Origin of the sequence: Pseudomonas fluorescens, assembly GCF_902497855.1 — a bacterium.
GTDB classification, from domain to species: Bacteria; Pseudomonadota; Gammaproteobacteria; order Pseudomonadales; family Pseudomonadaceae; genus Aquipseudomonas; species Aquipseudomonas fluorescens_BI.
This window is the reverse complement of the sequence record NZ_CABVHU010000007.1, coordinates 308,060-324,863: the sequence shown is the minus strand read 5'-3', so window position 1 is coordinate 324,863 and position 16,804 is coordinate 308,060. Positions and strand designations below refer to the sequence as shown.

General features: G+C 59.5%; 17 protein-coding genes and 1 pseudogene. 5 read left to right on the top strand and 13 right to left on the bottom strand.

All coding sequences use genetic code 11. The annotated features are described in order from the left end of the window. Positions 1 to 259: 259 nt before the first annotated feature. From F8N96_RS16825 to exbB, 3 genes are read right to left on the bottom strand one after another with little or no spacing between them, the layout of a single operon-like run. Positions 260 to 1,009, bottom strand: coding sequence for an energy transducer TonB (locus F8N96_RS16825; RefSeq protein WP_150798737.1), 750 nt, complete (start codon positions 1,007 to 1,009; stop codon positions 260 to 262). Then, positions 1,006 to 1,434 (bottom strand): TonB system transport protein ExbD, encoded by a 429-nt coding sequence (gene exbD / locus F8N96_RS16820; protein WP_150765532.1) that lies wholly within the window; start codon positions 1,432 to 1,434, stop codon positions 1,006 to 1,008. Before exbD ends, F8N96_RS16825 begins: the two co-directional genes overlap by 4 nt. Before the next feature lie 6 nt (positions 1,435 to 1,440). After that, the gene (exbB, locus tag F8N96_RS16815) at positions 1,441 to 2,415 is read right to left on the bottom strand and encodes a tonB-system energizer ExbB (protein WP_150798736.1); all 975 of its coding nucleotides are present in this window, start codon (positions 2,413 to 2,415) and stop codon (positions 1,441 to 1,443) included. Between the two features lie 189 nt (positions 2,416 to 2,604). Here exbB and F8N96_RS16810 point away from each other — a divergent pair, with 189 nt between their 5' ends. After that, complete coding sequence (locus tag F8N96_RS16810) at positions 2,605 to 3,462, top strand: SDR family oxidoreductase (RefSeq protein WP_150798735.1); 858 nt, start codon at positions 2,605 to 2,607, stop codon at positions 3,460 to 3,462. 138 nt (positions 3,463 to 3,600) lie between these two features. Here the strand turns inward: F8N96_RS16810 and F8N96_RS16805 are convergent, their stop codons facing one another. The 6 genes from F8N96_RS16805 to F8N96_RS16780 form a co-directional block, all read right to left on the bottom strand. Further along, the gene (locus F8N96_RS16805) at positions 3,601 to 4,341 is read right to left on the bottom strand and encodes a hypothetical protein (protein ID WP_150798734.1); all 741 of its coding nucleotides are present in this window, start codon (positions 4,339 to 4,341) and stop codon (positions 3,601 to 3,603) included. A 70-nt stretch (positions 4,342 to 4,411) separates the two neighbouring features. After that, positions 4,412 to 4,792 carry a RidA family protein gene (locus tag F8N96_RS16800; RefSeq protein ID WP_003229509.1) on the bottom strand — a complete coding sequence of 127 codons (381 nt, stop codon included), beginning with the start codon at positions 4,790 to 4,792 and terminating at the stop codon, positions 4,412 to 4,414. A 23-nt stretch (positions 4,793 to 4,815) separates the two neighbouring features. After that, positions 4,816 to 6,921 carry a bifunctional GTP diphosphokinase/guanosine-3',5'-bis pyrophosphate 3'-pyrophosphohydrolase gene (gene spoT / locus F8N96_RS16795; RefSeq protein ID WP_150765536.1) on the bottom strand — a complete coding sequence of 702 codons (2,106 nt, stop codon included), beginning with the start codon at positions 6,919 to 6,921 and terminating at the stop codon, positions 4,816 to 4,818. 56 nt (positions 6,922 to 6,977) lie between these two features. After that, positions 6,978 to 7,241, bottom strand: coding sequence for a DNA-directed RNA polymerase subunit omega (gene rpoZ / locus F8N96_RS16790; protein ID WP_007894670.1), 264 nt, complete (start codon positions 7,239 to 7,241; stop codon positions 6,978 to 6,980). Positions 7,242 to 7,408: 167 nt separating this feature from the next. Then, on the bottom strand, positions 7,409 to 8,029 hold the full coding sequence (gmk, locus tag F8N96_RS16785) for a guanylate kinase (RefSeq protein ID WP_150798733.1): 621 nt from the start codon (positions 8,027 to 8,029) through the stop codon (positions 7,409 to 7,411). 12 nt (positions 8,030 to 8,041) lie between these two features. Next, positions 8,042 to 8,905: a YicC/YloC family endoribonuclease gene (locus F8N96_RS16780; protein WP_150798732.1), complete on the bottom strand. Its 864-nt coding sequence runs from the start codon at positions 8,903 to 8,905 to the stop codon at positions 8,042 to 8,044. Between the two features lie 269 nt (positions 8,906 to 9,174). Between F8N96_RS16780 and rph the strand changes: the two genes are divergently transcribed. From rph to gltS, 3 genes are all read left to right on the top strand, one after another. Continuing rightward, the gene (gene rph / locus F8N96_RS16775) at positions 9,175 to 9,897 is read left to right on the top strand and encodes a ribonuclease PH (RefSeq protein ID WP_150765537.1); all 723 of its coding nucleotides are present in this window, start codon (positions 9,175 to 9,177) and stop codon (positions 9,895 to 9,897) included. 29 nt (positions 9,898 to 9,926) lie between these two features. Next, complete coding sequence (locus F8N96_RS16770) at positions 9,927 to 10,295, top strand: DUF4870 domain-containing protein (protein WP_150798731.1); 369 nt, start codon at positions 9,927 to 9,929, stop codon at positions 10,293 to 10,295. A 442-nt stretch (positions 10,296 to 10,737) separates the two neighbouring features. Next, complete coding sequence (gene gltS, locus F8N96_RS16765) at positions 10,738 to 11,946, top strand: sodium/glutamate symporter (RefSeq protein WP_150798730.1); 1,209 nt, start codon at positions 10,738 to 10,740, stop codon at positions 11,944 to 11,946. Positions 11,947 to 12,049: 103 nt separating this feature from the next. Here the strand turns inward: gltS and F8N96_RS16760 are convergent, their stop codons facing one another. Further along, the gene (locus F8N96_RS16760) at positions 12,050 to 12,829 is read right to left on the bottom strand and encodes an exodeoxyribonuclease III (RefSeq protein WP_007934608.1); all 780 of its coding nucleotides are present in this window, start codon (positions 12,827 to 12,829) and stop codon (positions 12,050 to 12,052) included. A gap of 82 nt (positions 12,830 to 12,911) precedes the next feature. Here F8N96_RS16760 and pyrE point away from each other — a divergent pair, with 82 nt between their 5' ends. After that, a complete protein-coding gene (pyrE, locus tag F8N96_RS16755; RefSeq protein ID WP_064680437.1) occupies positions 12,912 to 13,556 on the top strand; it encodes an orotate phosphoribosyltransferase in 645 nt (214 codons plus the stop codon). 185 nt (positions 13,557 to 13,741) lie between these two features. On the opposite strand, the gene argB is transcribed toward pyrE, so the two are convergent. From argB to dut, 3 genes and pseudogenes are all read right to left on the bottom strand, one after another. After that, on the bottom strand, positions 13,742 to 14,647 hold the full coding sequence (argB, locus tag F8N96_RS16750) for an acetylglutamate kinase (protein ID WP_150798729.1): 906 nt from the start codon (positions 14,645 to 14,647) through the stop codon (positions 13,742 to 13,744). 39 nt (positions 14,648 to 14,686) lie between these two features. Further along, positions 14,687 to 16,090 (bottom strand): annotated as a pseudogene (locus F8N96_RS16745) (phosphomannomutase/phosphoglucomutase); the annotation flags it as partial. 257 nt (positions 16,091 to 16,347) lie between these two features. Continuing rightward, entirely contained in the window at positions 16,348 to 16,803 is a 456-nt protein-coding gene (gene dut / locus F8N96_RS16735) for a dUTP diphosphatase (RefSeq protein ID WP_008150163.1), read from the bottom strand. Position 16,804: the final 1 nt, after the last annotated feature.

Sequence of the window (16,804 nt, the reverse complement as noted above, 5' to 3'; positions counted from 1 at the left end):
CGTCAGTTGATGGCGTTGATGGGCTGAAACGCCCTTTTTTGTCTGCTGCCCGCACAAAAGCAAACGCCCCGAACAAGTCGGGGCGTTTGATTGGAACCACCATCAGTGCGTTTTCACACAGTCTGTTTCGGTGCCTTTTAGATGTGTTGCAACCCTGTGGGAGCGAGCCTGCTCGCGAATGCGGAGTAACAGTCAACCTGGATGTTGAATGTCATGGCCTCTTCGCGAGCAGGCTCGCTCCCACATTGGGTCGGCGTTGTTAGCGCCGGCGTTTTTCCAGCGAGTAAACAAAGGGTGCAACGATTTCGATGGCGCCGTTGTTCAGCATGTCGGCCGGTGGCTTGGGCAGCGGTTGGGCGCGGCGGATCATTTCCAGGGTGGCCCGGTCCAGATCGGCGTTGCCGGAACGGCCCACCAGTTCGAACGACAACACATTACCTTCGCCATCCACGACAAAGCGCAGTCGGTTCAAACCTTCCTTGCCCCGCGCCTGTGCACTGGCCGGGTACTTCTTGTACTTGGCCAGGTGGGCGAGCAGGGTGCCTTGCCAGCTGGCCTTGGCCGCTTGCTGCGCCGCCGAAGGTCCCGGTGCCGGTTGTGCGGATTTTTCCGTCGGTGCCTGGGTCGGTTGGGTGTCGGCCGGTTTTTCCTCGGAAGGTTTTTCCTTCGGCGGCTCCGGTTTTTTCTCCACGGGCTTGGGCGGTTGAGGCTTGGGCTTGGGTTTGACCGGCTTCGGCACGGCAATCTCGGCTTTCGGCGCTTCAGCCAGTTTCGGGATCGGCAGTTCTTCCACCGGGGCAGGTGGCTGTGGCGGCGTTATCACCTTGGGCGGTGCCGGTGGTGGCGGTGCCGGAATTGGCGCCAACTCGACCATCATCGCCTGCGGCGGCAGCTCGATCGGTGGGCGCGACGTCCAGTTCAGTGCCAGCGCTATGGCCAGCGCATGGACGGCCAGCACCACGGCCAGGCTCCCGCCGTAACGCGTCAGCTTATGGCGCGTCGTGATCATTTCTTGACTGCCGTCTCGAGTCCGACCAGGCCGACCTTCAGGTAGCCGGCGGAGCGCAGGTTGTCCATCACGCTCATCAGGTCACCGTAGTCCACGCCTTTATCGGCCTGGAAGAAGATCGTCGTGTCTTTCTTGCCCTGTGTCCTGGCGTCCAGCGTGGCGCCAAGCGCTTCGGCTTTCACTTCTTGTTCGCCGAGGAACAGGCGTTGGTCGGCTTTCACGCTGAGGAACACCGGTTTTTCTGGCCGCGGTGCCGGTTTGGCGGTGGACGCGGGCAGGTCGACCTTGATGTCCACGGTGGCCAGTGGTGCGGCCACCATGAAGATGATCAACAGCACCAGCATCACGTCGATGAATGGCGTGACGTTGATTTCGTGGTTCTCGGCCAGATCGTCGTCTGCGCCTTCTTTCAAATGCAGGCCCATGGCCGATTACCCCACTTTCACCATGTGCGGTTGCGAGCTGCGCTCAGGCTGGTGGTCGAGGTCGCGGCTGACCAGCAGCAGGACTTCTGCCGACGCGTCGGATACTTGCGCCTTGTAACCGGCAATGGAGCGGGCGAACACGTTGTAGATCACCACCGCTGGAATGGCGGCCACCAGACCCAGTGCAGTTGCCAGCAGCGCTTCGGCAATGCCGGGCGCTACGACCGCAAGGTTGGTAGTCTGGGTTTTGGCGATGCCGATGAAGCTGTTCATGATGCCCCACACGGTCCCGAACAGGCCGACGAACGGCGCGGTGGAACCGATGGTGGCGAGCACGCCGGTGCCACTGCTCATGTTGCGACCGCAGGCGGCCACCAAGCGCTCGAGGCGGAAGGCGACGCGTTCCTTGATGCCTTCTTTCTCGCGGCTGTTGGTCGACAGGCGCATCTCTTCCAGCGCATCGTGGACCAGCAGGTTGGCGAGGGTGCCAGCCTTGGTGGCGGTCGCGCTGGCTTCTTTGAGTGTGGTGGCTTTTTTCAGGTGGACGATTTCATTGCGCAGACGACGCTTGGCGCTCATCAGCTCGAAGCCCTTGGCGATCCAGATGGTCCAGGTGATGATCGAAGCGATGGCCAGGCCGATCATCACGATTTTCACGATGATGTCGGCGTTCTGGTACATGCCCCATGGCGACAGGTCGTGGGCCATGCCAAGGGTGTTGTCGGCTTCGAGAACTTCAGGCGCGTCTTCGGTGGTGGTGTCTACAGCCTGGGCCGGGTCAGTCGCGGCAGGCGTCACGGCAGGGGCGGCAGCTGGCGCTTGATCGGCGGGGGCTGCAGCCGTAGCGGCCGGGGTGGCTGGGGCTTGTGCGTCAGCGAAAGCGGCGGTTGGCGCCAGCATCAGGCTGAGCAGCAGGGCGGCCACTGCGCTCCAGGCGCGAGGTCGTTTGGTTGGCGAAGCGGGGAATTGATTGCGTGTCATGCTGGCCGGACCCGAGAAAGAAAAACGGTAGATGCTCTTCCAGGCCTCGTGAGGCCGAGAACAAAAGTGGCGGGCATTATTGCAAGTAATTCTTGTTAACAGAAGTAATAGAGTATCTTTTTTTCCTGCATTACTAGCCGCTCGTCCATTGCCGGCGCTAGTCTGTGGCTTTGCGAGAGGAGTTTTCTGATGTCCGCGCCTTCTGTTTTGATCGCCGGCTGCGGTGATGTCGGCAGTCGTCTGGCCACGCAACTGCTGGCCGAACGATGGCAGGTTTATGGTCTGCGTCGCAACGTTTCGCGGCTGCCGGCCGGGGTCATCGGTGTCGCCGGTGACCTGTTCAGCGAGCAGTGTCCGGCTGACTGGCCCACGGGTCCACTGGATTATCTGGTGTACAGCGCTGCCGCCACCGACCATGACGAGGCGGGCTATCGCGCCGCCTATGTCGAGGGTTTGCAACATGTACTGGGTTGGTTGAAGCAGCATGGCCAGCAACCACGGCGGGTGCTGTTCGTGTCCAGCAGCAGTGTTTACGGGCAGCAGGAGGGGGAGTGGGTGGATGAAACTTCGCCGACCGTTGCTGCAGGCTATTCAGGTCGTTTGATGCTGGAAGCAGAGCAAGTGGCGCTCCAGAGCGGGATCCCCGCCAGCATCGTGCGCCTTACCGGCATCTACGGTCCGGGCCGTGAGTGGCTGCTGACCCAGGTTCGTCGTGGGTATCGCGTGGCGACCGAGCCGCCGTTGTATGGCAACCGGATTCATGTCGACGACGCGGCGGGGCTGTTGGCGTTTCTGCTGGAGGCGGATCGACGCGGTGTGATGCTGGATGACGTTTATATCGGCGTGGACGACGCCCCTGCACCGCTGGCGCAAGTGGTGGACTGGTTGCGTGAGTACCTGGGCGTGACGGAGTGGTCTGAGGATGCGAGCGTGCGTCGCACGGGCAGCAAGCAGTGCAGCAATGTCCGGGTGAAGGCGTTGGGCTGGAAGCCTGCGTATCCAAGCTATCGCGAAGGTTATGCCGCGATTCTCGAGGGCCGCTGCTGACTCCCAGGCACCCACGACACCTGTAGGAGCCGGCTTGCCGGCGAAGGCGGTGTATCAGTCAACAGTGATGTTGAATGTTACGGCCCCTTCGCCGGCAAGCCGGCTCCTACAGGGCCTTGCGTTGGCTGTGAGATCGGGTCACTGCTTCTCGAGCAGCCACTTGCGCTCACCCGGCGTGAACTGAGGCATCTCGTCCGCCTGCGCCGTGTTCACAGCCTGGAGGATCTCCAGTTCTTTGCCCTTGCGCGCAAAGATCCAGGTATTGCCCTGGCCGTTCAGTTGCAGCCACATGTTGTCGTTTCCGCCGCTCATCGAAGCGCAATCACCGGCCAGGCACAGGGCATAGCGATCCGCCCCTGGCAAACCGGCAACCTGGCCGTCGGCCTGGAATTGCACGGTGTTGCCTGCACCGGGCCCATTGACGACTTTCCAGCTGCCACCCATATATGAGGAATACAGCGCGCGCTCGAAACTGGCGCCAAGTGGTGCGCCTTCCGGTACCTGAACCTGTGCGCGGTCGAAGACCTGTTCCGGCTCGTTCTCGCTGGCGGTCTGGCTCAATTGCTTGCCATCGCGCTTGAGCTCACTACCGGCGCTGCCATAAAAGTCGACTTTCCAGGCGCCGGACATTTCGCCCAGCAGCTTGCCGTCGACGTTTTCAAAACCGTTGGTGTAGCGGGCCTGAGCGGCCTTGGTGTTGACGTCCCACTCCAGGTTCGGGCCATAAGCCTGGAGCGCTTCACGCAGGGGGCCGCCTCTGGATGCAGCATCGATCGCCACCTGGTTGATCCAGGTGCCGCTGATGTCACGGTCGGCAGGATTGCTGGCACATCCGCCCAAGAACAGGGCGAGCAGCGAGAGAGCAAGCGCTTGGCGCATGGTGGAATCCTTTCAGAACGCTATCTTTTCAACATCGGCGACGCAGCCTCGTGAGGCTGCGCCGGATGTATTACTCGATGACCAGGATGGCATCCATTTCAACCTGCGAACCCTTCGGCAGGGCGGCGACGCCGATGGCGGCGCGGGCAGGGTAAGGCTGGTCGAAGTACTTGCCCATGATCTCGTTGACCTTGGCGAAGTGGCTCAGGTCGGTGAGGAAGATGTTCAGTTTGACGATGTCCTTGAACGAACCACCGGCGGCTTCGGCCACGGCCTTGAGGTTCTCGAACACTTGGACGGTCTGGGCTTCGAAGCCTTCGACCAGTTCCATGGTTTTTGGGTCCAGCGGAATCTGGCCCGACATGTAGACGGTGTTGCCAGCCTTGATTGCCTGGGAGTAAGTACCGATGGCAGCCGGGGCCTTGTCGCTGGTGATAACAGTCTTGGTCATGAATGACTCCTTGTAATGGATGGCTACGCGCGCATGCGGGTGATGCGGATCACTCCGGTCAGGGCGCGCAGTTTCTTGATCACGCGGGCCAGGTGCACGCGGTCGTGCACGCTGACCACCAGTTGGACCACGCTGATGCGACCATCGCGTTCGTCCATGCTGATTTTTTCGATATTGCCGTCGGCTGCATTGACGCTGCTGGCCAGCAAGGCGATCAAACCGCGCTGGTGTTCCAGCTCGACGCGCAGTTCGACGTTGAATTCGCCGGTGACATCCTTGGCCCACGAGAGCTGGATGCATTTTTCCGGGTTGTGACGGATCTCGCTGATATTGCGGCAGTTGTCCAGGTGCACGACCATGCCTTTGCCCGCAGACAGGTGACCGACAATCGGGTCGCCCGGGATCGGCGTGCAGCACTTGGCGTAGCTGAGGACCAGGCCTTCGGTGCCGCGGATCGCCAACGGACCTTCCGGGCTGGGCAGCTGTTCGCCTTCGCCGAGCAGGCGACGAGCGACGACATAGGCCATGCGATTGCCCAGGCCGATGTCTTCGAGCAGGTCTTCGATCAATTCCAGGCGGTACTCGGTGAGCATCGCCTTGACGCGCTCGGCCGGTACTTTGTCCAGGGAGCTGTCGAAACCGTTGAGGACCTTGTTCAGCAGGCGTTCGCCAAGGCTGATGGACTCGGAGCGGCGTTGCAGTTTCAGCGCATGGCGGATGTGGGTCCGCGCCTTGCCGGTCACCACGAAGTTCAGCCATGCCGGATTTGGCCGAGCGCCGGGCGCGCTGACGATCTCGACCGTGGAGCCGCTCTGCAGCGGTTCGGACAGCGGTGCGAGACGACGATTGATCCGGCAGGCAATGCAGCTGTTGCCGACATCGGTGTGCACCGCGTAGGCGAAGTCGACCGCCGTGGAGCCTTTGGGCAGCTCCATGATCCGGCCTTTGGGCGTGAACACGTAGACCTCGTCCGGGAACAGGTCGATCTTCACGCTCTCGATGAATTCCAGCGAGTTGCCGGCGCGTTGCTGCATCTCCAGCACGCCCTTGACCCACTGGCGTGCGCGGGCGTGCGTGCCCTTGGGCTGCTCGTCGCCGCTGGATTTGTACAGCCAGTGGGCGGCGATGCCATTGTTGGCCATCTCTTCCATTTCACGGGTGCGGATCTGAATCTCGATCGGTACACCGTGCATGCCGAACAGCGTGGTGTGCAGCGACTGGTAGCCGTTGGCCTTGGGGATCGCGATGTAATCCTTGAAGCGACCCGGCAACGGTTTGTACAAATTATGCACAGCACCCAGCACGCGGTAGCAGGTATCGACCTTGTCGACGATGATCCGGAACGCATAGACGTCCATGATCTCGTTGAAGGCCCGACGCTTGCCGCGCATTTTCTTGTAGATGCCGTAGAGGTGTTTCTGACGACCGCTGACCTCGCCCTGAATGCCGTCGATGGCCAGGCAGTGGCTGAGGGATTCTTCGATCTTGTTGACGATTTCCTTGCGGTTGCCCCGGGCGCGCTTGACCGCCTGGTAGATCCGCGCGGATCGCATCGGGTGCATGGCCTTGAAGCCGAGGTCCTCGAATTCTATGCGGATGGCGTGCATGCCCAGCCGGTTGGCGATGGGTGCATAGATTTCCAGGGTTTCCTTGGCGATCCGCCGGCGCTTTTCGCCGGACAGCACTTCCAGGGTGCGCATGTTGTGCAGGCGGTCGGCGAGCTTGACCAGGATCACGCGAATGTCGCGTGCCATGGCCATGGCCATTTTCTGGAAGTTTTCTGCCTGGGCTTCGGCTTTGGTCTCGAAGTTCATCTGGGTCAGTTTGCTGACCCCGTCGACCAGTTCGGCCACGGTTTCGCCGAACTGCGCCTGCAGCGCTTCCTTGGCAATACCGGTGTCTTCGATCACGTCATGCAGCATGGCCGCCATCAGGCTCTGATGGTCCATGTGCATGTCGGCAAGAATATTCGCCACTGCAAGAGGATGCGTGACGTACGCCTCACCGCTACGGCGGCGCTGGCCGTCGTGGGCTTGTTCGGCGTAGAAGTACGCTCGGCGGACCAGATTGACCTGGTCCTTGCCGAGGTAGGTCGATAAGCGAGCGGCGAGGGCGTCTATGCTCGGCATGATAATTCCTGCCGTTCGTTGTGACCCCGCGCCGTGCTACGTCGACCAGGCATGGCTTAGACGGCCTCGTTGGACTCGTCCTCGAACGCTGCGAACAGCGGTTCGTCTTCGACGATTTCAGCATTGGCGATGAACTCGTAGCTCATCAGGCCTTCAGCGATTTCACGCAGCGCTACCACGGTAGGCTTGTCGTTTTCCCACTGAACCAGTGGCTCTTTGCCGCCAGTGGCCAGTTGACGGGCACGTTTGGTGGACAGCATGACCAGCTCAAAACGGTTTTCCACGTGGTTCAGGCAGTCTTCAACAGTTACGCGGGCCATGGTATTCCTCGGAGCGAATGCAATATGCGCGCTGCCCGGTTGGGCGAGCGGACTCGACAGTTTAAAAAATCACCAGCGTTTAGGGAAGCGCTGATTTTTTGACCAACCTCTTCGACGCGCTATAAGTGCCAATGTAAAGCCCTTGAAGCACTTTTGGGAAGAGCTGTTCAGCCAAGCAATTCGGCCAAAAGTTTTCCGTTTCGCTGCTGCTGACGCTTCTGATGCAGCTGATTGGCACGGAAAATCGCCTGCAAATCGCGCAGTGCATGGGCAAAATCGTCGTTGATGATCAGGTAGTCGTAGTCGACGTAGTGGCTCATTTCGCTGACGGCTTCACGCATCCGGCCATCAATGATCTCGTCGCTGTCCTGGCCGCGATTGGTCAGGCGCTGGTGCAAGGCATGCAGGGACGGTGGCAGAATGAAGATCGAACGGGCCTGGGGCATCAATTTGCGCACTTGCTCGGCACCCTGCCAGTCGATTTCCAGAATCAGGTCGTGGCCTTCGTCCAGGGTCTGCTGCAGGTGGCTTTGCGAGGTCCCGTAGAGGTTGCCGAACACTTCGGCGCGCTCGAGGAAATCCCCGTGCTCGATCATTTTCACGAACTCGCCGCGTTCGACGAAGTGATAGTTCACGCCGTTCACTTCACCGGGGCGCATGGCGCGGGTGGTGTGGGAAACGGAGACGCGGATCTCCTGGTCAGCGTCGGTCAGGGCCTTGACCAGGCTGCTCTTGCCCGCGCCCGAGGGGGCGGAAATGATGTACAGGGTGCCGGTGCTGTGTGTCATGTCGGGTATGCCTTACTCTATATTCTGCACTTGTTCGCGCATCTGCTCGATCAACACCTTGAGGTTGACCGCCGCCTGGGTGCTGCGCGGGTCGAAGGCTTTGGAGCCCAATGTATTGGCTTCGCGGTTGAGTTCCTGCATCAGGAAGTCCAGGCGCCGCCCGGCAGCGCCGCCGGACTTGAGCACCCGGCGAACTTCGATGATGTGAGTGCTCAGGCGATCCAGTTCTTCGGCGACGTCGCTCTTCTGAGCGAGCATGACCATTTCCTGTTCCAGGCGCTGGGGGTCCATTTCGGCTTTCATGTCGGCAAAGCGGTCGAGGACTTTCTGGCGCTGGGCGGCGAGCATCTGCGGGACCAGTACACGCAGGGTCACCACGTCTTCTTCAATGGACGTCAGGCGATCGCTGATCAAGCGCGCCAGCTCCGCGCCTTCGCGCTCGCGGCCGGCCTTGAGTTCTTTCAAGCATTCGTTGAACAGCGTCAGGGCTTCGGCGCTCAAGGCTTGCGGGTCGGTGGCATCGCCCACCAGCACGCCGGGCCAGGCCAGGACTTCCAGTGGATTCAGTGCGGCCGGATTCTTGATCAGGCCGGCGATGGTCTCGGCAGCCGCGACCAATTGCGCGGCGCGCTCGCGGTCCACTTGCAGGGGTTTGTCGGTGTTTTCTTCGGTAAAGCGCAGGGTGCACTCGAGCTTGCCCCGGGAGATGCCCTGGCGAAGCGCTTCGCGGACCGCGCCTTCGAGGTCGCGAAACGATTCCGGCAGACGCAAGTGCGGCTCCAGGTAGCGGCTGTTGACCGAGCGCAGTTCCCAGCTCAGGGTGCCTCGGGCTCCGGCTTTCTCGACGCGGGCGAAGGCGGTCATGCTGTGCACCATGGAGGTACCTCGCAATTCAGGCTCATGCGTTACCAAAGGTTTCGCAGACCCGATCAATATGAATTTAAGCCCAGAGGCAGCAAAGGCGCAGGATTGTAGCGCAGTGGGGTGGATGCGCCCAAACACACCGTGTGACAAAGAGCTGCAGGCCGTCGGCTATGCTCTATTGCGGGCCTTCAGTCGTCGGCTGGTTTTTTTTAGAAGTGCCCAGGCGCGGCCCACCGCTCTATAATGCTCCGCAGTTTTCCGTCCCCGTACAGGTATTCCCTATGAAACGTCCAAGTGGTCGCGCTGCCGATCAGCTCCGCTCGATCCGCATTACCCGCAACTACACCAAACATGCCGAGGGATCTGTACTGGTCGAGTTCGGTGATACCAAGGTCATCTGCACCGTCAGCGTCGAGAACGGCGTGCCGCGGTTCCTCAAAGGTCAGGGCCAGGGCTGGCTGACCGCCGAGTACGGCATGCTGCCGCGCGCCACCGGCGAGCGTAACCAGCGTGAAGCTAGCCGTGGCAAGCAAGGCGGTCGCACCCTGGAGATCCAGCGCCTGATCGGTCGCTCCCTGCGCGCTTCGCTGGACATGTCCAAGCTGGGCGACGTCACCCTGTACGTCGACTGCGACGTGATCCAGGCTGACGGCGGTACCCGTACCGCCTCCATCACCGGCGCCATGGTTGCACTGGTCGACGCCCTGAAAGTGATCAAGAAGCGCGGCGGCCTGAAAGGTGGCGACCCGCTCAAGCAAATGATCGCTGCAGTTTCGGTCGGCATGTATCAGGGTGAGCCAGTGCTCGACCTCGACTACCTGGAAGACTCGGCTGCCGAGACCGACCTGAACGTGGTGATGACCAGCACTGGCGGTTTCATCGAAGTGCAGGGTACCGCCGAAGGCGCGCCGTTCCAGCCTGAAGAGCTGAACGCCATGCTGGCGCTGGCGAATAAAGGCATGAGCGAAATCTTCGAGCTGCAGAAGGCTGCACTGGCCGACTGATCAAAATAGATCCAGGCAAGGAGGACGTTATGAGTGACGAGCAACAGCTGCTACCCACGCCGAGCAAAGAGGTTCGGCAATGGGCGATGTTTTGTCACCTGTCAGCCTTGCTGGGGATCTGGATTCCGTTCGGTACGCTGATCGGTCCGCTGATTCTGTGGCAGTTGAAGCGCGAGATGGACCCGTTTATCGATGCGCAGGGCAAGGAGGCGCTGAACTTTCAGATCACCGTCGCGATCGCCACCGGCATTTCCATCTTGCTGATGGTGGTGGTCGTCGGGTTCTTCCTGATCGGGCTGGTGGCTATTGGTGCGGTGGTGCTGACGATTATTGCCGGGGTGAAAGCTAATGAGGGGGTTCCATATCGGTACCCGTTCACGTGGCGCCTGATCAAATAATATTCAGCGTCTTAGGGATCAAGCCCCCACCCACTAAAAGTCAGCACCTTTAACAAGCCGTCAGCCGGTTTGCCATTTAAAGTAAATGCCCCCTTCAATGGGGGCATTTGCTTTTCTGAAGCTGGATAAATGTTTCTGGTTATGTGCGTCACTTGCCATTTGCGATAATTAGTGTCGCAAGGTAATTATCGCGTATGTACACCGCTGGATCTTACACTTTTAGTCACAACTGCACAGTGACAGTGCCGCCTATATGCTTGGCAATAAGACTTGGCGGTTGATAAAGTTGCCCTCACGAAATATTTCATGAAATATTTCGACATATTCAAACCATTGAAGGTCCTTGAATCTAAAATTAATCAGTGTTGAGACAGTCAACCTGTTCAAGAGGCGTGTCCAGGTAAAAAGTTCGCCCCTGAATGTATATCCAAGAATAATCCCAATGGTTCAACTCGATTTTTATGGAACACTGGTAGCCGCCTCCTTAGTGCTTTTGCTGGGGCGCGGACTGGTTACACGTATTGGTTTTTTACGCGCCTATAACATCCCCGAACCTGTAGCAGGTGGCCTGGTGGTGGCCTTGGCGCTATTGGTTTTGCGAAGCTTCGATGTAGAAGTCCGATTTGATACTTCGTTGCAAACGCCGTTGATGTTGGCGTTTTTCGCCACTATTGGCTTGAGCGCAGATTTCGCCAGCCTGAAGAAAGGCGGACGCGTAGTGGGGGTTTTTCTGCTGGCCGTCATCGGCCTTCTAGTGGTGCAGAATGCCATGGGTATCGGTCTCGCAACGGCGCTGGGGCTCGATCCTCTGATGGGCCTGCTGACCGGCTCGATTACCTTGGCGGGCGGTCACGGCACGGGTGCAGCGTGGGGCGCAACATTCAGTGAGAAGTACGGTCTGGCGTCCGCCTCTGAGCTTGCGATGGCCTCTGCGACGTTTGGATTGGTGCTGGGCGGTTTGATTGGTGGGCCGGTCGCTAGCCTGCTGATCAAGCGTACACAAGTACCTGGCTGCATTGAGCAAGAAAAGCCAAGGGTGCCAAAGGGTTTTGAGCAGCCGAATAAAGAACGCTCGATCACGCCATTTTCGTTTATCGAGACACTTGCGTTGATCGCGGTCAGCCTGCTGGCGGGGTCTCTTCTGAATGGACTGCTCCACGGAAGCGCATTCGAGTTGCCTACATTTGTATGCGTCTTGTTCGTGGGCGTTGTTTTACGCAACGGACTTTCAGCGCTGGGTTTGTATCAGGTGTTCGAGCGTGAAGTTTCGGTGCTGGGGAATGTCAGCTTATCGCTGTTTCTGGCGATCGCGTTGATGTCACTCAAACTGTGGGATCTGGCTTCGCTGGCTTTGCCGATCTTCATCATTCTGGCTGCGCAGACGTTGGTCATGGCGCTGTTTGCGATTTTCGTGACATTCAGGGTCATGGGAAGTAACTATGATGCTGCCGTACTGGCGGCAGGGCATTGCGGTTTTGGACTGGGTGCCACGCCAACGGCCATCGCTAATATGCAAGCGGTGACACAGCGCTACGGACCTTCACAGATAGCGTTCCTTGTGGTGCCAATGGTGGGGGCTTTTTTCATCGATATCGTTAATGTCATTGTGATCAAGTTGTACCTGGCACTGCCGTTCTTCGCTGCCGCATAAGAAAAATGCCCGTATCTCGCGATACGGGCATTTTCTGTCATCGGCCAGCAGATGGCCCGGTTCACACCGTTTCCTCGCGTTGGCTGGTTCGCCGACGAAAAAACTAGATGGTGAGCGTCCAGTCGTAGTCCACGATCAGCGGTGCGTGCTGCGAGAACCGCGGCTGACGTGGCAGGCGTGCACTGCGTACAAAGCGGCGCAAGCCCGGGGTCAGCAACTGATAGTCGAAACGCCAACCGAGGTTGAGCATTTCCGCCTGTTCGTTGTCCGGCCACCAGCTGTACTGGTCACCTTCACGACTGACTTCACGCAGGGCATCGACATACCCCATATTGCCGACAATCTCGTCCATCCAGGCACGCTCAGGTGCCAGGAAGCCCGGGGATTGCTGGCTGTCGCGCCAGTTCTTGATATCCAGCTTCTGTTGCGCCACGTACAGCGAGCCACAATAAATGTACTCGCGCCGCTTGCGTCGCTGTTTATCCAGATAACGGGCGAAATCGTCCATTAGCTTGAACTTCTGGTTCAAGTCTTCATCGCCGTTCTGCCCTGAAGGGAGCAGCAAGGTCGCGATGCTGACCTTGTCGAAATCGGCTTGCAGGTAGCGCCCGTAGCGGTCGGCCGTCTCGAAGCCGAGACCGCTGATGACTGCCTTCGGTTGCAACCGCGAATACAAAGCCACGCCACCCTGGGCAGGAACTTCGGCTTCGCAGGCATAAAGGAAGTAGCCATCCAGTTGGAAGGCTGGATCGTCCAGTTCAAAGGCGGAGGCGCGGGTGTCCTGCAGGCAGATGACGTCGGCATTCTGTGCTTGCAGCCAACTGAGCAACCCTCGCTCCACTGCAGCCTGAATACCATTGACGTTCACACTGATGATCCGCATAAATGGCCCCAAAAATCGCGTGCGTGTATGATACACGGCGTCAACCTAATTAGCTAAATCCGTGGTATTTGGGGTTTTTTTCATGCAAGCGTATCAGCGCGATTTCATTCGTTTTGCCATCGATCGCGGCGTTTTGCGCTTCGGCGAGTTCACCCTGAAGTCCGGGCGCACCAGTCCTTACTTCTTCAATGCCGGCCTGTTCAACTCAGGAAAGGCCCTGGCGCAGCTGGGTCGTTTCTATGCGGCAGCCATCGTCGAGAGCGGCATTCCCTTCGATGTACTGTTCGGCCCGGCCTACAAAGGCATCCCCTTGGCAGCGACCACTGCAGTGGCCTTGGCCGAACATCATGAGCGTGATTTGCCATGGTGCTTCAACCGCAAGGAGGCCAAGGCCCACGGTGAAGGCGGCAGTCTGGTCGGTGCGCCATTGACCGGCGACGTGCTGATCATCGACGACGTGATCACCGCGGGTACCGCGATCCGGGAAGTGATGCAGATCATTGCTTCCCAGGACGGCGCCAAGGCCGCGGGCGTGCTGATCGCCCTGAACCGTCAGGAGCGTGGCAACGGCGAGTTGTCGGCGATACAGGAGGTGGAGCGCGACTTCGGCATTCCGGTGATCAGCATTGTTTCGCTGAATCAGGTGCTCGAATTCCTCGCGGACGATCCGCAGCTCAAGCAGCATTTGCCGGCAGTCGAAGCCTACCGCGCCCAATTCGGCGTTTGACTCTGTAGGAGCCGGCTTGCTGGCGAACGATGCGACGCGGTGTGTCAGGTATGCCGCTTTCGCTGGCAAGCCAGCTCCTACAGGAGGGCTCAGCAAATTGGGCTCCCCTGGTTTGTCAGATGTGCCGCGCAAAAAAAGACCCCGCTCAGCCAGGCTGCGCGGGGTCTTTTTGTTTGCGCTATCGCTTAGTGACGCTTGCGATTGCTGATCAGGGTGCCCACACCGGTATCGGTGAAGATCTCCAGCAGAATCGCATTCGGCACCCGGCCATCGATGATCAGCGAACTGCCCACGCCGCCTTGCACCGCTTCCAGCGCGCAACGGATCTTCGGCAGCATGCCGCCGTAGATGGTGCCATCGGCGATCAGTTCGTCGACCTGTTGGGTGGTCAGGCCGGTCAGGACCGTGCCCGACTTGTCCATCAGGCCGGCGATGTTGGTCAGCAGCATCAGTTTTTCGGCTTTCAGCGCTTCGGCGACTTTGCCGGCCACCAGATCAGCGTTGATGTTATACGACTCGCCATTTTCACCTACGCCAATTGGCGCGATCACCGGGATGAAATTACCTTTGACCAGCAGGTTCAGTAACTCGGTGTTGATCCCGACCACTTCGCCTACATGGCCGATGTCGATGATTTCAGGAGTGGTCATCTCCGGGGTCTTACGGGTAACGGTGAGCTTCTTCGCGCGGATCAGCCCGGCGTCCTTGCCGGTCAAGCCAATGGCACTTCCGCCTTGGCTATTGATCAGGTTGACGATGTCCTTGTTGACCTGGCCACCGAGGACCATTTCCACCACGTCCATGGTCTGTGCGTCAGTCACGCGCATGCCATCGATGAAGTGGCTTTCGATCGACAAGCGCTTGAGCAGGTCGCCGATTTGCGGGCCGCCACCGTGAACCACCACCGGGTTGATGCCCACGGCTTTCATCAGCACGATGTCGCGGGCGAAGCCGGTTTTCAGCTCCTCGCTTTCCATCGCGTTGCCGCCGTATTTGATCACCAGCGTCTTGCCGACATAGCGGCGGATGTAAGGCAACGCTTCGGACAGGACCTTGGCGGTGTTGGCGGCGGCTTCGCGTTCGAGGGTCATTCAGGGCTCCGGCACTTCGATAAAAGGCGCTTCAATAAATCAAAACGGTAGTTGGAGATCAGGTGCAACACGCTTCAACTGGACTTTGAACACGTCCTTGATGCGCTGCAGTTCAGCCTCGTCATCGGCCTCGAAGCGCAGCACCAGCACCGGAGTGGTGTTGGAGGCGCGAACCAGGCCCCAGCCTTTGGCGTAGTCGACTCGCACGCCGTCAATGGTGGTCAGGTCAGCGCCTTCGCCCCACTTCGCGTCGTGCAATGCATCAATGATGCTGAATTTGCTCTCTTCGGTCACATGGATATTGATTTCCGGCGTAGAAATATCGTTCGGGAAGGTCGCGAACAGCTCTTCCGCGGTGGATTTTTCCTTGCTGAGGATCTCAAGCAGTCGCGCGGCGCTGTAAATGCCGTCGTCGAAACCGAACCAGCGCTCCTTGAAGAAGATGTGGCCGCTCATTTCACCGGCCAACAGGGCGCCGGTTTGTTTCATTTTCTTTTTGATCAACGAGTGACCGGTCTTCCACATTAACGGACGACCGCCATATTCCTTGATCAGCGGGGTCAGGCGACGGGTGCATTTGACGTCGAAAATGATTTCCGCGTCCGGGTTGCGCGCCACGACGTCGCGGGCGAACAGCATCAGCAGACGGTCCGGGTAAACGATGCTGCCGGTATTGGTCACCACGCCGACGCGATCGCCGTCGCCGTCGAAGGCCAGGCCCAGGTCAGCGTTGGTTTCCTTGACCTTGGCGATCAGGTCCACCAGGTTTTCAGGCTTGCCCGGATCCGGATGGTGGTTGGGGAAGTTGCCGTCGACCTCGCAGAACAGCGGGATGACTTCGCAGTTCAGGGCTTCGATCAGCTGCGGGGCGATCACGCCGGCCGCGCCGTTGCCACAGTCGACAACCACCTTCAGGCGGCGGGCGAGTTTGATGTCCTGGACGATTTCAGTGTTGTAGCGATCGAGGATCTCGACCTGGGTGATGCTGCCCTTGCCGCTGCTCAGGTTGTTGGTCTTGAGGCGTTCGTGCAGGGCCTGGATCTGTTCGTTGGCCAAGGTGTCGCCAGCGATGACGATCTTGAAGCCATTGTAGTTCGACGGGTTGTGGCTGCCGGTCAGCATGACCCCGGATTTACCGGCCAGTACGTTGGCGGCGTAGTACAGCGCAGGGGTTGGTACCAGGCCGACGTCGCTGACGTGGCAGCCGCTGTCGGCCAGGCCCTTGATCAGTTGCTCTACCAGTTCCGGGCCGGACAGGCGTCCGTCGCGGCCAACCGAAACGTTGGGTTCGTCCTGGGCCAGGCTCTGGGAGCCGATGGCGCGACCAAGCCAATAAGCGGTTTCAGCGTTCAAGAATTCCGGGACGGTGCCGCGAATATCGTAGGCGCGGAAGATGCTGTCGGGGAACTTGGGTGCGACGTTTGCCGGGGTGCTCATTACTGGGAATGCTCCATCTTGAAAGTGGCTGGACCTGCCGGTGAAAAACTCACCGGCGGGTTCAAACTGAAGGGTATGACGGCGTTTTCGGCAGAGAGTTCGTGGTGTGTAAAGGCCATGCCACCTGCATTTGCGAGGGAATCACCGGCCAATGCCTTGATTTTGAGCCGTAAACCTTCCAGATGAATTTTGTGCAAATTTCACCAGGTGCCGTACCTGTGGCGAGGGAACAAGGTCTCTCGCCACAAGGGACCCGGGTGATATCAATGGCTGCCGGAATGCCCGAAACCACCGGTGCCGCGCTGGGTTTCGACGAACTCTTCTACCATCTCGAAGTGCGCTTGCACCACCGGCACCAACACCAGCTGAGCCAGGCGTTCGCCGACCACCATGTTGAAATCGGTCTGGCCACGATTCCAGCACGACACCATCAGCGGGCCCTGGTAATCGGAGTCGATCAAACCGACCAGATTGCCCAGCACGATGCCGTGCTTATGACCCAGGCCGGAGCGCGGCAGAATCAGCGCTGCCAGGCCTGGATCGCCGATGTACACCGACAGGCCGGTAGGGATCAGCAGGGTTTCGCCCGGCTTGATGACGGTGTCTTTTTCCAGCATGGCGCGCAGGTCGAGGCCGGCGGAGCCGGGCGTGGCGTACTGCGGCAGCGGGAAGTCGGTACCGATGCGGGGGTCGAGGATCTTGGCTTGCAAAGCGTGCATG

Coding starts and splice junctions, on each gene's coding strand:
- F8N96_RS16825 (WP_150798737.1), bottom strand. CDS start 1,009: ATGATCACGACGCGCCATAAGCTGACGCGTTACGGCGGGAGCCTGGCC.
- exbD (WP_150765532.1), bottom strand. CDS start 1,434: ATGGGCCTGCATTTGAAAGAAGGCGCAGACGACGATCTGGCCGAGAAC.
- exbB (WP_150798736.1), bottom strand. CDS start 2,415: ATGACACGCAATCAATTCCCCGCTTCGCCAACCAAACGACCTCGCGCC.
- F8N96_RS16810 (WP_150798735.1), top strand. CDS start 2,605: ATGTCCGCGCCTTCTGTTTTGATCGCCGGCTGCGGTGATGTCGGCAGT.
- F8N96_RS16805 (WP_150798734.1), bottom strand. CDS start 4,341: ATGCGCCAAGCGCTTGCTCTCTCGCTGCTCGCCCTGTTCTTGGGCGGA.
- F8N96_RS16800 (WP_003229509.1), bottom strand. CDS start 4,792: ATGACCAAGACTGTTATCACCAGCGACAAGGCCCCGGCTGCCATCGGT.
- spoT (WP_150765536.1), bottom strand. CDS start 6,921: ATGCCGAGCATAGACGCCCTCGCCGCTCGCTTATCGACCTACCTCGGC.
- rpoZ (WP_007894670.1), bottom strand. CDS start 7,241: ATGGCCCGCGTAACTGTTGAAGACTGCCTGAACCACGTGGAAAACCGT.
- gmk (WP_150798733.1), bottom strand. CDS start 8,029: ATGACACACAGCACCGGCACCCTGTACATCATTTCCGCCCCCTCGGGC.
- F8N96_RS16780 (WP_150798732.1), bottom strand. CDS start 8,905: ATGGTGCACAGCATGACCGCCTTCGCCCGCGTCGAGAAAGCCGGAGCC.
- rph (WP_150765537.1), top strand. CDS start 9,175: ATGAAACGTCCAAGTGGTCGCGCTGCCGATCAGCTCCGCTCGATCCGC.
- F8N96_RS16770 (WP_150798731.1), top strand. CDS start 9,927: ATGAGTGACGAGCAACAGCTGCTACCCACGCCGAGCAAAGAGGTTCGG.
- gltS (WP_150798730.1), top strand. CDS start 10,738: ATGGTTCAACTCGATTTTTATGGAACACTGGTAGCCGCCTCCTTAGTG.
- F8N96_RS16760 (WP_007934608.1), bottom strand. CDS start 12,829: ATGCGGATCATCAGTGTGAACGTCAATGGTATTCAGGCTGCAGTGGAG.
- pyrE (WP_064680437.1), top strand. CDS start 12,912: ATGCAAGCGTATCAGCGCGATTTCATTCGTTTTGCCATCGATCGCGGC.
- argB (WP_150798729.1), bottom strand. CDS start 14,647: ATGACCCTCGAACGCGAAGCCGCCGCCAACACCGCCAAGGTCCTGTCC.
- dut (WP_008150163.1), bottom strand. CDS start 16,803: ATGCACGCTTTGCAAGCCAAGATCCTCGACCCCCGCATCGGTACCGAC.